This window comes from Pseudomonas sp. B14(2017), from assembly GCF_002113255.1.
Taxonomy (GTDB): domain Bacteria; phylum Pseudomonadota; class Gammaproteobacteria; order Pseudomonadales; family Pseudomonadaceae; genus Aquipseudomonas; species Aquipseudomonas putida_Z.
Genome location: NZ_NEJY01000032.1, coordinates 1 through 12,859, shown reverse-complemented (window position 1 = coordinate 12,859; position 12,859 = coordinate 1). Strand labels below are relative to the sequence as shown.

The 12,859-nt window shown below is 64.6% G+C and carries 11 protein-coding genes and 1 tRNA gene; 3 read left to right on the top strand and 9 right to left on the bottom strand.

Annotated features, from left to right (window positions below):
- The first annotated feature begins 7 nt into the window (after window positions 1-7).
- The 3 genes from CAG34_RS26020 to CAG34_RS26010 are packed head-to-tail and all read left to right on the top strand — an operon-like array spanning window position 8 to window position 3,622.
- Window positions 8-1,528, top strand: a complete 1,521-nt coding sequence (locus CAG34_RS26020) for an efflux transporter outer membrane subunit (RefSeq protein ID WP_085593257.1) — start codon at window positions 8-10, stop codon at window positions 1,526-1,528.
- Window positions 1,525-2,622 carry an HlyD family secretion protein gene (locus CAG34_RS26015; RefSeq protein WP_085593255.1) on the top strand — a complete coding sequence of 366 codons (1,098 nt, stop codon included), beginning with the start codon at window positions 1,525-1,527 and terminating at the stop codon, window positions 2,620-2,622. The genes CAG34_RS26020 and CAG34_RS26015 overlap by 4 nt, the downstream gene beginning before the upstream one ends.
- Window positions 2,612-3,622, top strand: a complete 1,011-nt coding sequence (locus CAG34_RS26010) for a DUF2955 domain-containing protein (RefSeq protein WP_085593253.1) — start codon at window positions 2,612-2,614, stop codon at window positions 3,620-3,622. Before CAG34_RS26015 ends, CAG34_RS26010 begins: the two co-directional genes overlap by 11 nt.
- A gap of 119 nt (window positions 3,623-3,741) precedes the next feature.
- Here the strand turns inward: CAG34_RS26010 and CAG34_RS26005 are convergent, their stop codons facing one another.
- The 9 genes from CAG34_RS26005 to CAG34_RS25960 all read right to left on the bottom strand — a co-directional run bounded on the left by CAG34_RS26005 (window position 3,742) and on the right by CAG34_RS25960 (window position 12,539).
- A complete protein-coding gene (locus CAG34_RS26005; protein ID WP_085593251.1) occupies window positions 3,742-5,454 on the bottom strand; it encodes a SulP family inorganic anion transporter in 1,713 nt (570 codons plus the stop codon).
- A gap of 290 nt (window positions 5,455-5,744) precedes the next feature.
- On the bottom strand, window positions 5,745-6,845 hold the full coding sequence (gene ychF, locus CAG34_RS25995; protein ID WP_013970895.1) for a redox-regulated ATPase YchF: 1,101 nt from the start codon (window positions 6,843-6,845) through the stop codon (window positions 5,745-5,747).
- 24 nt (window positions 6,846-6,869) lie between these two features.
- The gene (gene pth, locus CAG34_RS25990) at window positions 6,870-7,454 is read right to left on the bottom strand and encodes an aminoacyl-tRNA hydrolase (protein WP_008099045.1); all 585 of its coding nucleotides are present in this window, start codon (window positions 7,452-7,454) and stop codon (window positions 6,870-6,872) included.
- A 79-nt stretch (window positions 7,455-7,533) separates the two neighbouring features.
- Window positions 7,534-8,127 carry a 50S ribosomal protein L25/general stress protein Ctc gene (locus CAG34_RS25985; RefSeq protein ID WP_013970896.1) on the bottom strand — a complete coding sequence of 198 codons (594 nt, stop codon included), beginning with the start codon at window positions 8,125-8,127 and terminating at the stop codon, window positions 7,534-7,536.
- A 121-nt stretch (window positions 8,128-8,248) separates the two neighbouring features.
- A complete protein-coding gene (locus CAG34_RS25980) occupies window positions 8,249-9,190 on the bottom strand; it encodes a ribose-phosphate pyrophosphokinase (protein ID WP_003247410.1) in 942 nt (313 codons plus the stop codon).
- Between the two features lie 47 nt (window positions 9,191-9,237).
- Window positions 9,238-9,312 (bottom strand) — tRNA-Gln (locus CAG34_RS25975).
- Between the two features lie 19 nt (window positions 9,313-9,331).
- On the bottom strand, window positions 9,332-10,192 hold the full coding sequence (ispE, locus tag CAG34_RS25970; RefSeq protein ID WP_085593247.1) for a 4-(cytidine 5'-diphospho)-2-C-methyl-D-erythritol kinase: 861 nt from the start codon (window positions 10,190-10,192) through the stop codon (window positions 9,332-9,334).
- Window positions 10,193-10,195: 3 nt separating this feature from the next.
- Window positions 10,196-10,813: a lipoprotein insertase outer membrane protein LolB gene (gene lolB / locus CAG34_RS25965; protein ID WP_046616010.1), complete on the bottom strand. Its 618-nt coding sequence runs from the start codon at window positions 10,811-10,813 to the stop codon at window positions 10,196-10,198.
- 4 nt (window positions 10,814-10,817) lie between these two features.
- A complete protein-coding gene (locus CAG34_RS25960; protein WP_085593245.1) occupies window positions 10,818-12,539 on the bottom strand; it encodes a tetratricopeptide repeat protein in 1,722 nt (573 codons plus the stop codon).
- Window positions 12,540-12,859: the final 320 nt, after the last annotated feature.

Here is a 12,859-nt window from a genome sequence, read left to right as displayed (position 1 = left end):
GCCTGCCATGCCCGGACGCCTCTGTGGTTGTGCACTGAGCCTGGCTGCCATGTTGGTGGGCTGTACCCAGGTCGGCCCGGATTTCCAGCCGCCGCAGGACCCGTGGCTGAGCACCTGGAACACCCCGCTGCTGGAGCAAGCCGGGCAGAAGGCCGCGGCGCCCGACCTGCGCCAGTGGTGGGCCGTGTTCGCCGACCCGGCCCTGGATGCCTTGATCGCCGAGGCCGATGCCAACAACAGCAACCTGCGCGTGGCCGGCTTGCGCATCGCCGAAGCCCGCGCCCAGTTGGCCATCGTGCAGACCGGGCGTTATCCACAGCTGCAGCAGCTGCGCGCCCAGAGCCTGTACCTCAAGCAGGACCAGTCCGGCACTGCCACCGCGCGTGACTCGGTGTTCTGGCAATCCAGCGCGGGCTTCGACATCGGCTGGGAAATCGACTTCTGGGGGCGCTTCAGCCGCGCCATCGAAAGCGCCGACGCCGTCTACTTCGCCTCCCAGGCCAATTACGCCGATGCCATGCTGCTGTTGCGTGCGCAGGTGGCCGACACCTACTTTGCCCTGCGCACCACCGAGGCGCGGCTGGATATCGCCGAAGAAAACGCCCGCCGGCAGGCGCGCAGCCTGGAGATAACCGAGCGGCTGTTCCGTCATGGCGAAAACGACGAACTCGACTGGCAACAGGCGCGCACCCAGTACCTGGCTACCCAGGCCACCATCCCCGAGTTTCAGAACCAGCTCAATGCCCTGCGCAATGTGCTGTGCTCGCTGCTGGGCCGGCCGCCCGGGCCGCTGCCACAGCTGGATGCCGGCCACGGCCAGCTGCCATTGCCGGACCGTGCCGTGCTGCAGGGCGTGCCCGCCAGCCTGCTGCAGCGTCGCCCGGACATCCGCGCCGCCGAGCAGGCGGTGGCGGCGCAGTCGGCGCTGGTCGGGGTGGCCGAGGCCGACCTTTATCCACAGCTGAGCCTGCTGGGCAGCATCGGCTGGAGCTTCGTCACGGCCAATCACCTGCCCGATACCTTCGACATCGCCGCCGGGCCCAGCCTGATCTGGAACCCGTTCGACTACGGCCGGCGCAAGAACGCCGTGCGCGTGGAAGATGCCCGCTTGCAGCAGCTGATCGAGCTGTATCACCAAGGCGTGCGCGAAGCCGCCCGCGAGGCCGACGATGCCGCCAGCGGGCTGGTGCGCTCGCTGCAGAGCGCAAGCATCCGCGACCAGGCCTCGCAGGCCGCGCAGCGCTCGCTGAGCCTGGCCAGCTCGCAGTACCGCGAAGGCTTTGCCGACTTCCAGCGCGTGCTCGACGCCCAGCAACTGCTGCTGCAGCAACAGGACGGCTACCTGGTCAGCCGCGGCAATGCCGTCAGCAGCCTGGTGACGTTGTACAAGGCCCTGGGCGGCGGCTGGGACGCCAGCCGCGCACCGATCGACCCGGCCACCCGCCAGCAGATGCAGCAACGCACAGATTGGGGCGAACTGCTCGACGAGCCAGCCCCCAGCGCACATGCACAAGGTGAAACGAAATGAGCGACGCTACGCCGACGCCACCCCCGCCAGCCCCCGATCGCGGCATGCGCTGGGTGCTGCTGCTGATTGCCGTGAGCCTGCTGTGGTACCTGCTGGCCGACCGTTTCACGCCCTATACCCAGCAGGCCCGCCTGCAGGCCTACGTGGTGCCGGTGAGTGCCGAGGTGGCCGGGCAGGTGAAGCGTGTGGCGGTGGGCAACAACCAGGAAGTACGCAAGGGCGATGTGCTGTTCGAACTGGACCAGGAACAGTACCGCATCGCCCTGGCCCGCGCCGAAGCCGACCTGGACACGGTACGCCGGCAGATCGGTGCCCACACCGCTGGCATCGACTCGGCCCAGGCGGCGCTGTTGGCGGCCCAGGCCAACGAGCGCAAGGCGCGGCAGGACGCCGAGCGGCTCAAGCGCCTGATCGATGAAGACCCGGGCACGGTATCGGTGCGCCGCCTGGAGGGCGCCCAGGCCAACCGCGATCAGGCCATCAGCCAGGTTGCGGCAGCCCGTGCCGAAGTGGAGCGGGCCCGTGAGCAGCAGGGCGGGGCGCAGGACGACAACGCCCAACTGCGCAGCGCGGCGGCCAATGTGGAAAAAGCCCGGCTGGACCTGGCGCGCACCGTGGTACGCGCCGATGCAGACGGGCTGATCACCGACCTGCGCACCGACGTTGGCCACTATGTCGGCGCCGGCAGCCCGATGATGACCCTGATCGCCATCCATGACGTGTGGATAAGTGCCGACATGACCGAGAACAACCTCGGTCGGCTGCGCCCAGAAACCCCGGTGCTGGTAGTGCTCGATGCGCTGCCCGGCACGGTGTTGAAGGGGCGCATTCGCAGCATCGGCTACGGCGTGAGCGTGGGCCAGAGCAACCCGCCGGGCACGTTGCCGACCGTGCAGAACAGCCGCGAGTGGCTGCGCTCGGCGCAGCGTTTCCCGGTGATCGTCGAACTGGAGCGTGACCAGTTGCAGGACAAGAGCGGTTTGCGGGTCGGCGGCCAGGCCGAAGTCATGGCCCTGCCAACCGAGGGCAACCCTCTGAACCTGCTGGGCCGGCTGTTCATGTGGCTGATGAGCTGGCTGTCGTATGCCTATTGAGCTGCGCCGCCTGCGCGCCCTGCGCCTGGCCTGGGGCGTGGCGCTGTGCCTGGCGGTGAGTTTCGGCATCGGCTTGCCGGTGCCGATCCTGGCGCCGGTGTTCGCGGTGTTGTTGCTGGCCATGCGCAGCCAGCCCTTGCCCCTGCGTGCGGCGCCGGCCCTGGCGGTGCTGGTGCTGCTTGCCTGCGGCAGCGGGCTGCTGCTGATTCCGCTGCTGCGCCATGCCCCGATGAGTGGGGTGTTGCTGGTGGGGGTGGGGGTATTCCTGACCTTGCGTTATGCGCTGAAGGGCGGCAACGGCCTGCTGGCCAATTTGCTGGTGATCGGCCTGACCATGATCGCTGCCGCCGGCACCAGCGACTTCAGCCTGGCGCTGTCGGTGGTCGAAGCGCTGGCCAAAGGCATGCTGCTGGCGGTGCTGGGTACCGCGGCAGCGCATGTGCTGTTTCCAGAGCCGGCCGATGCGCCGGCGCAACCGGCACCGCCTCTGCTCGACAGTGACCAGGTGAGCTGGGTCGCCTTGCGTGCCACGCTGATCGTCATGCCGGCCTTCTTGCTGGCGCTGATCGCACCGGACCAGTACATGCCGCTGATCATGAAGGCAGTGAGCCTGGGGCAGCAGGCCGGCGAGACCCGCGCGCGGCATGCCAGCCGCGAGTTGATCGGCTCGACCTTGCTTGCCGGGTTGCTGGCGATACTGACGTGGGGCGCGTTGAGCCTGTTCGTGCACCTGTGGATGTTTTTCCTGTGGGTGCTGCTGTTCGTCCTTTGGCAGGGGCGCAGGCTCTACCGTGCGGTGGATACCAGGCAAAGCCCGGCGTACTGGGTGAGTTGCCTGACGACCATGCTGATCTTGCTGGGGCAGTCGGTGCAGGACAGCGCGGGCGGGCAGGATGTGTACCGCGCCTTTGCCGTGCGCATGGCGCTGTTTCTGGCGGTGTCGGTGTATGCCAGTGCCATGCTCATATGGATTGATCGGCGGCGGGTTCGGTCTGCTTAGTTCTTCTGTACTGGCCTCTTCGCGGGCACGCCCGCTCCCACAGGTACAGCGACAACCTTGAGGTTTGTGCGGTCCCTGTGGGAGCGGGCATGCCCGCGAAGAGGCCAGCCCAGGAAAACCTAGGGCTTCCAGTCAACCCCACTCTCTTCCAGGTAGGCATCCACCGCTGCCCCAACAGTGGGATGAAACGCCGACTCCCCCATATGCTCGAACAACTCGAACTGCCGCATCTTGTCCTTTACCGGGTCCTTCATCTCGGCAAACTGCAACTCCACCCCCCGCGCCTCCAGCGCCCGGTCCAGTTCGGCCAGCATGTCCGCCGAGGTGATATCGATGCTGGTCACCGGCTCTGCCGCAATCACCAGCCGTTGTACCGGGGTAGGCGATGCATCCACCGCCGCCATCACCGTGCTCTGGAACTGCTCGGCATTGGCAAAGAACAGCGGGGCATCCCAACGCAGCAGCACCAGCCCCGGAATGCGTCGGGCCTGTGGATAACGCTGCACATCATGGTAACCGCGGGTGCCATCCACCCGTCCCAGCACCGCATGATGCGGCCGCCAGCCGTCCCACAGGAACTCGATCACCGATATCGCCACGGCAATGCAGATGCCAGGAATGGCTCCGAATACCGCTACGCCGACGAAGCAGGTGAACGACAGCCAGAACTCCCATTGCTGCATGCGGAAGATGCGCTTGAGGTCGGCAAACTCGAACAGGCCCAACGCTGCGGCAATCACCACCGCCGCCAGGGCGCTGTTGGGCAGGTGTTGCATCAGGTTGGGCGCCACCAGCAGCAACAGCGTCACCGCCAGCGCGCCGATGATGCCGGTGAGCTGGGTCTGCGAGCCGGCCGCTTCGGCCACGGGGGTGCGTGACGAACTGCTGCTGATGGGGATGCCCTGGAACAGCCCCGAGGCCAGGTTGGCCACGCCCAGGCCGAACATTTCCTGGTTGGGGTTGACCGGGGTCTTCATGCGCGCGGCGTAGGAACGTGACAGCACGCTGGTATCGGCGAACGACACCAGTGCCACCGCGATGCCGCCGAGCAGCACCTCCACCAGGTCGATATCGCTGACCCAGGGGAACACGAAGCTGGGCAGCCCCTGGGGCAGTTCGCCGAGCACTTTCACGCCTTGCTGGTCGAGCCCCAGCAGGCTCACCGCCAGCGTGGCCAGCACCACCGCAATGAGAATGCCCGGCAGGCGCTTGAACGGCTTGAGCAGCAGGATCAGCGCCAGGCTACCGCCACCGACCACGAAGCTTGGCCAATGGCCTTCGCCGGTGAGCAAGGCCTGGATCAGGTTCCAGGTATCCCGCAGCGGGCCCTGGCTGTCGACCGACAGGCCGAACAGTTTGGGCAACTGGCTGATCAGCACCGTGAGGGCGATGCCGTTCATGTAGCCATAGCGGATCGGCTTGGACAGCAACTCTGTGATGAAGCCCAGGCGCAGCAGACCGGCGATCACGCAGAACGCCCCGGCCACCAGGGCCATCATGCTGGCGATGGCGATTGCCCGTTGCGGGTCGCTGGCGGCGTACTGCACCACCACCGCCAGGATCGGCGCGGCCAGTGCCGAGTCCGGGCCCAGCACCAGGATGCGGCTGGGGCCGAACAGGGCATAGGCCAGCAGCGGGATGATGGTGGCGTACAGCCCGTAGATGCCGGGTACGCCAGACGCTTCGGCATAGGCGATGCCCACCGGCACCAGCATGGTGGTGAGCACCAGGCCGGCGGCGATGTCTTTGGGCAGCCAGGCGGGTTGGTAGTGGAGCAGGGTGACCAGGCCAGGTAACCATCGTTGCCAGTCGAGGCGGGGTTTTTCAGGCATGGGGCGTGCGTCCAGGGGAGGGTGCTGAATCACAGCTTAGATGCTGAATTCCGGGGCCGCTCTGCGGCCCTTTCGCTTTGATGCGAGGTCCAGAAAATGCGCGGTACCTGTGGGAGCGGGCATGCCCGCGAACACCGGCGCAGCCGGTGCCATGCACCGCGTTGGATTCTTCGCGGCTAAAGCCGCTCCCACAGGGGGAGGGTGCCGCTTGCCAGATGCCAAATGCCAGAAAAAACAAAACCCCTTGAGGCGTTGGCCTCAAGGGGTTCGTGGGTACTGCAGTCTGGCGCTTAGACGTTGAAGCGGAAGTGCATCACGTCACCGTCCTTGACGATGTAGTCCTTGCCTTCCAAACGCCATTTACCGGCTTCCTTGGCACCGCTCTCACCCTTGAACTGGATGAAGTCGTCATAGGCCACAACTTCAGCGCGGATGAAGCCTTTTTCGAAGTCGGTGTGGATCACGCCAGCGGCTTGTGGTGCAGTGGCACCGACGCGTACGGTCCAGGCACGTACTTCCTGCACGCCGGCAGTGAAGTAGGTCTGCAGGTTCAGCAGCTCGTAACCGGCGCGGATAACGCGGTTCAGGCCAGGTTCTTCCAGGCCCAGGGCCTCGAGGAACATGTCCTTCTCTTCACCGTCTTCCAGCTCGGCGATTTCCGCTTCGATCTTGTTGCACACCGGCACCACTACCGCGCCTTCTTCCTCGGCGATGGCCTTGACCACGTCCAGGTGCGGGTTGTTGTCGAAGCCGTCTTCGGCCACGTTGGCGATGTACATGACCGGCTTGCTGGTCAGCAGGTGGAAGCCGCGGATAACCGCCTTGTCTTCGGCGCTCATGTTCTTCATCAGGCTGCGCGCAGGCTTGCCTTCGGTGAAGTGCGGGATCAGCTGTTCGAGGATGGCCTTCTGCGCCAGGGCTTCCTTGTCGCCGCCCTTGGCGTTGCGGGCAACCTTCTGCAGTTGCTTCTCGCAGCTGTCGAGGTCGGCGAAGATCAGCTCGAGGTCGATGATCTCGATGTCACGCTTGGGGTCGACGCTGTTGGAAACGTGGATCACGTTCTCGTCTTCGAAGCAGCGCACCACGTGGGCAATGGCGTCGGTCTCGCGGATGTTGGCGAGGAACTTGTTGCCCAGGCCTTCGCCCTTCGAGGCACCAGCCACCAGGCCGGCGATGTCGACGAACTCCATGGTGGTCGGCAGGATGCGGTTTGGCTTGACGATCTCAGCCAAGGCATTCAAGCGCGCATCGGGCATCGGCACGATGCCGCTGTTAGGCTCGATGGTGCAGAAGGGGAAGTTCTCCGCCGCGATGCCAGACTTGGTCAGGGCGTTGAACAGGGTGGACTTGCCGACGTTGGGCAGGCCGACGATGCCGCAATTGAAACCCATGGGTATTCCCCTCTCTAAAGGAAATCAGGCCTTCTGGCTGTGCAGCTCGCGCATCGCCTTGGCGAAGTCGCCGGCAAGCACGTCCGGCAGCACGCCGAGGGCAAAATCGATGCTGGCGTCGAGCTTCTCCTGCTCGGCGCGCGGCGCGCGGCCCAGGACGAAGTTGGAGACCAGTTTGGCGTCGCCCGGGTGGCCGATGCCAAGCCGCAGGCGGTGGAAGTCGTTCTGGTTGCCGAGCTGCGCGATGATGTCGCGCAGGCCGTTGTGCCCACCATGGCCACCGCCGCGCTTGAGCTTGGCGACGCCCGGGGGCAGGTCGAGTTCGTCATGCGCCACCAGGATCGCTTCCGGCTTGATGCGGAAGAAATTGGCCAAGGCCGCCACGGACTGGCCGCTACGGTTCATGTAGGTGGTGGGGATGAGCAGACGAACGTCGTTGCCCTGATGGCTGAACTTAGCCGTCAGGCCGAAATATTTGCGGTCAGCGGTCAACGAGACGCGCTGGGCGCTGGCAATGCGTTCAACGAAAAGAGCCCCTGCGTTATGCCGGGTCTGTTCGTATTCGGGGCCGGGGTTACCCAGGCCGACGATCAACTGGATGGCGGTCACGTCAGGGGCTCTTCCTTGGAGTTGGTGGGTTACAGGGCGCGCGGCACTGTAACCCGATCAACGCCGGCGTGCGAGTGGATTACTCGGCAGCGCCTTCTGCTTCTGGAGCAACGCGTGGAGCGTGAACGTTGGCAACAGCTTTGTCATCACCGTGGGCCAGAGCTACGAACTCTACGCCTTTCGGAGCTTTCAGGTCCGACAGGTGGATGATGGTGCCGATTTCAGCGTTGGCCAGGTCGACTTCGATGAACTCAGGCAGGTCTTTGGCTTCGCAGGAAACTTCGATCTCGGCTTCTACGTGGGAGATCTCGCCGCCTTTCTTGACCGGGGCTTCTTCGTTGATGAAGTGAACCGGTACCTTGGCGGTCAGTTTCTGGCCAGCAACGACGCGAACGAAGTCGGCGTGCATGATGAAACCTTTGGCCGGGTGGCGCTGCAGAGCCTTGACCACGACGTTTTGCTTGGCGCCGTCGACGTTCAGTTCCAGAACGTGGCTGAAGGCAGCCTCGTTTTCGAACAGCTTGGTGATTTCCTTGGCCAGGATGGTCAGGGACTGGGCGTCCTGGTTACCACCATAGACAACGGCTGGGATGTTCGCGGAGTGACGCAGGCGGCGGCTCGCACCTTTCCCCAGGTCAGTACGCGCTTGGGCGTTCAGAGTGAATTCGGTCATTTTGTTTCTCCAAAATAGCCCCCCGAGGGCGTTTGCGACCAGCGCCAACGGGGATGGCAAAAAAGCCCCGCCCCAACAACCAGTGTTGGGGCGGGGCGCTTTTCGTCAGCGTGTGTTCCGCTTAGCGGAACATCGCGCTGATCGATTCTTCGTTGCTGATGCGGCGGACCGCTTCAGCGACAACCGGTGCGATATCCAACTGGCGGATACGGTCACAGGCTTGAGCAGCGGCGGACAGCGGAACGGTGTTGGTCACCACCAGCTCGTCCAGTACCGACTTCTCGATGTTCTCGATCGCGCGGCCCGACAGGACAGGGTGCGTGCAGTAGGCGTAAACCTTGGCAGCGCCGTGTTCTTTCAGGGCTTTGGCCGCGTGGCACAGGGTGCCGGCGGTGTCGACCATGTCGTCTACCAGGATGCAGGTGCGCCCTTCGACGTCGCCGATGATGTGCATCACCTCGGAGTGGTTAGCCTTCTCGCGGCGCTTGTCGATGATACCCAGGTCGACGCCCAGGGACTTGGCGACGGCACGTGCGCGCACGACACCACCGATGTCCGGGGAGACGATCATCAGGTTCTCGAAACGCTGGTCCTCGATATCGTCGACCAGTACGGGCGAGCCGTAGATGTTGTCGACCGGGATATCGAAGAAACCCTGGATCTGGTCAGCGTGCAGGTCGACGGTGAGTACACGGTCGATACCTACGACAGTGAGCATGTCAGCGACGACTTTGGCGCTGATGGCTACACGTGCCGAACGCGGACGGCGGTCCTGGCGGGCGTATCCGAAGTAAGGAATCACGGCGGTGATTCGGGATGCTGAGGAGCGGCGGAAGGCGTCGGCCATCACTACCAGTTCCATCAGGTTATCGTTGGTCGGGGCACAGGTCGGCTGAATAATGAAGACGTCTTTACCGCGGACATTTTCATTGATCTCAGTGCTGATCTCGCCGTCGGAGAACTTACCGACAGAGACGTCACCGAGAGGGATATGCAGCTGACGTACGACACGCCGAGCCAGATCGGGGTTGGCATTCCCCGTAAAGACCATCATCTTGGACACGCGCAGTACCTGAAGGCTGAGGGTAACCTGGATGAGTATAAGGAAAATGGCAGGGGCGGCTGGATTCGAACCAACGCATGGCAGGATCAAAACCTGCTGCCTTACCGCTTGGCGACGCCCCTGTATCTGTTGCTGCGAACGCTATGCGCTCGACTTCTTGACCAGACTTTGCAGCTTGCGATGCAACATCGAAACGTTGCTTCCTTTCGCCACAAACCCTGTTTGGGTCGCTGAAAGAAGGGCCAGAACTTTATCAGCTTCGGCTTTGCTTGGGAAGGCCCCAAACACACAACTTCCAGTACCGGTCAGTCGAGCCTCAGTGAATTTACCCAGTGAATTCAACGCATTGCGAACTTCCGGGTAACTCTGCTCTACCACCGGTTGGCAGTCATTTCGACTGTTTCCCTCGGGAACGGGGCGCATCTTAAGGGGGAGTGAATCACGTGTCAACTGTGGATGTGAAAAAATTTCTACTGTGCTGACAGACACTTGCGGCACCAGCACGACATACCACGGCTCTTGCGGGTCGACCGGGGTCAGTTGTTCACCCACGCCCTGGGCGAACGCCGCGTGGCCGCGCACGAATACCGGTACGTCGGCGCCCAGGCTCAGGCCCAGGGCGGCCAGGCGGTCTTCGTCCCAGTCCAGTTGCCACAGGTGGGCGAGCGCCAACAGGGTAGTGGCGGCATCCGAGCTGCCACCGCCGATGCCGCCGCCCATGGGCAGCACCTTGCTCAGCCAGATGTCGGCGCCCAAAGTAGTGCCGGATTGTTCCTGCAGCTTGCGCGCGGCACGCACGATCAGGTTGCTGTCGTGCGGCACCGCCTCGATCTCGGTATGAAGGCGGATCACACCGTCGTCACGCACGGCGAAGCTCAGTTCGTCGCCGTGATCGAGAAACTGGAACACGGTTTCCAGCTCGTGATAGCCGTCCGCGCGGCGGCCGATGATGTGCAGCCACAGGTTGAGCTTGGCCGGGGCGGGCAGGGTTAGGGTTTGCATGTATCAGTGCCCCAGCTGGCGCGGCTGCCAGTCCTTGACCACCAGGGTTACGTCGAGGTCCTTGCCGTGCAGCTTCAGGCGCTCGGGCAGCCAGTAGCCGTTCTGCTCGGTGTAGCTCAGGTACTGCACCTGCCAGCCATCCTGGTCGAGGCTGGCCAGGCGGCTGTCGCCGTCCAGGGTCAGCTTGCTCTTGCTGTCGGGGGCGGGCAGGCCGCGTACCCACCAGACCAGGTGCGAGACCGGCAACTGCCAGCCCAGCTGTTCTTCCAGCAGCGCTTCGGGGCTGGGGGCCTCGTAGCGGCCCTGGTTGGCCACTTCCAGTACTACGCCGCCGGGGCGGCCGGTCAGGCGTGCGGCGCCACGGCCCAGCGGGCCGGCCAGGCGAATGTCGTAGTAGTCCTGGCGTTGCAGCCAGAACAGCGTGCCGCTGCCGGAGTCGCGCGGGGCACGGATGCCGACCTTGCCGTTGATCTGCCAGCCATCGAGGCTGCTCAGCTGCTCTTTATGGGCGCGCCACTGCTGCGGGTCGCCGTGGCCCTGCAGGGCCTCGCGGCTACCGAAGCCGGCACAGCCGGCCAGCAGGGCGATCAGGGTGAAGGTAATGCAATGGCGCAGGAACATGGCGTTAGAGAGTCTCGGATCCGGTCAGGCGCAGGATGGTCTTGCGCAGGATGGGGCTGTCGGCCTGGGCTTCGAAGCCCTTGGCCCAGACCTGGCGGGCTTCGCGGCGCTTGCCGTTGGCCCATAGCACTTCGCCCAGGTGGGCGGCCACTTCGTGGTCGGGGAAGCTGGCAAAGGCCTTGCGCAGGTAGGTTTCAGCCTCGTCGAGGTTGCCCAGGCGGTAATTGACCCAACCCAGGCTGTCGAGCACCGCCGGATCGTCCGGGGTCAGCTGGTGGGCCTTGTCGATCAGCGCCTTGGCTTCGCTGTAGCGGGTGGTGCGGTCGGCCAGGGTGTAGCCGAGGGCGTTCAGGGCCATGGCGTTTTCCGGTTCGCGGGCGATGATGGCGCGCAGGTCTTTTTCCATCTGCGGCAGGTCGTCACGCTTTTCCGCCAGCATGGCGCGGGTGTACAGCAGGTTGAGGTCGTCCGGGTAGCGCTGGATGGCTTGCTGCAGCACCTGGCTGGCCTGGGCGTCCTTGTTGTTGTTGCTGTAGCTTTCCGATTCGATCAGGAACAGCTGGATGGCGTAGTCCGGCTGGGCTTCGCGGGCATCGGCGAGCAGGCGTGAGGCTTCGGTACCACGGCCGTTGGCGATCAGGATGTCGGCCTGGCGCAGTTGCGCCGGCAGGTAGTCGGGGCCCGGGCCGACCAGGGCGTATTCACGCAGGGCGCCTGCGGGATCATGGCGCTCCTCGCGGATGCGGCCCAGGTTCAGGTGCGCGGCGTCGACGTTGCTGTCGCGTTCGATCAGCTCCTGCAGGTAGCCCTCGGCTTCATCCCAGTCCTTGTTCTCCAGGCACACCAGGGCCAGCGAATAGCGCAGCTCGTCGTCCTCGGGGTATTGCTGGACCAGGCTGAGGAACTCGCCCTTGGCATCGGCGATGCGGTCCTGTTCGACCAGGGTGCGGGCGTAGGTCAGACGCAGGCGCTTGTCGTCCGGGTTGTCGCGAATCGCCCCGCGCAGCAGTGGCAGGGCCTCCGGGCCGCGGTCCAGGGCTTGCAGCAGGCGCGCGCGCAGCAGGATCGGGGCGATTTCGCCGTTTTGCGGCGGGTGCGACTCGAGCAGTTCCAAGGCTTCTTCGGCCTTGCCGTCCTGGTTCAGCAGCAGGGCCTTGCCGAACACCAGTTGGCCGTTGTCCGGGTACTTCACCAGCAGGCGTTCGAAGCTTTGCAGCAGGCCGTCGCGGGTGCTCTGGTCGGTTTCGGCGGCGGACAGGGCGAGGAAATCGAAATGGGTGTCGCCCTGGCCCTGCAGGACCTTTTCCATGTACGCCATGGAGTCGTCATAGCGGCTGGCACGGGCCAGCTGGATGGCGGCGGCGCGCTGGGCATCGAGGTTCTGCGGGTCGTTGCGGGCCCAGACCAGGGCGTTGTCCAGTGCCGGTTCGTCGGCGCCGAGGTATTCGGCAATGCGGTAGGCGCGCTCGGAAACCCCGGGGTCCTGGGTTTTCGCGGCCTGGTCGGTGTAGTTGGCCAGGGCGATGTCGAAGCGGTTGCGCTGGCCGGCCAGTTCTGCCACCAGCAGGCTATAGAGCGTGTCCTGCTTGAACGAGCCATACACCACGGGCTTTTCCGCCTCGCTCTTGCCGGCCTCGGCGACGGGGGGCTCGGCCTTTTGCGGGGCCAGGCTCTGGCAGCCCTGGAGCAGGGCGAAGGCAAGCAGCAATGCGTATGGTTTGTTCATAGAAGGCTTTAAGAGGACTCACCGGCGGTCGGAGCATGATGACACAAGCGCGGGGGCAAACCCACCTGCGAAGGTATGAAGCCGCGCTTCGCTTATGCAGACCGCGCTGTGCCCGCGGGGTTCGCCGCAGAGCCTGCCACGGCGCCCAGAACACAGAATTATTGCTCTTGCTCTTGCTCTTGCTCTTGCTCTTGCTCTTGCTCTTGCTTCTAAGCGCGCGATAGTTCAGGCGCCGCCGATTGCGACTTCAGGAGGCCGAGCGAAGGGACTGCGGAGGGAGGTGACGGGCATGGATGCCCGTCAAGCGCTGAGGCCCCATC

Coding starts and splice junctions, on each gene's coding strand:
- CAG34_RS26020 (WP_085593257.1), top strand. CDS start 8: ATGCCCGGACGCCTCTGTGGTTGTGCACTGAGCCTGGCTGCCATGTTG.
- CAG34_RS26015 (WP_085593255.1), top strand. CDS start 1,525: ATGAGCGACGCTACGCCGACGCCACCCCCGCCAGCCCCCGATCGCGGC.
- CAG34_RS26010 (WP_085593253.1), top strand. CDS start 2,612: ATGCCTATTGAGCTGCGCCGCCTGCGCGCCCTGCGCCTGGCCTGGGGC.
- CAG34_RS26005 (WP_085593251.1), bottom strand. CDS start 5,454: ATGCCTGAAAAACCCCGCCTCGACTGGCAACGATGGTTACCTGGCCTG.
- ychF (WP_013970895.1), bottom strand. CDS start 6,845: ATGGGTTTCAATTGCGGCATCGTCGGCCTGCCCAACGTCGGCAAGTCC.
- CAG34_RS25985 (WP_013970896.1), bottom strand. CDS start 8,127: ATGACCGAATTCACTCTGAACGCCCAAGCGCGTACTGACCTGGGGAAA.
- ispE (WP_085593247.1), bottom strand. CDS start 10,192: ATGCAAACCCTAACCCTGCCCGCCCCGGCCAAGCTCAACCTGTGGCTG.
- lolB (WP_046616010.1), bottom strand. CDS start 10,813: ATGTTCCTGCGCCATTGCATTACCTTCACCCTGATCGCCCTGCTGGCC.
- CAG34_RS25960 (WP_085593245.1), bottom strand. CDS start 12,539: ATGAACAAACCATACGCATTGCTGCTTGCCTTCGCCCTGCTCCAGGGC.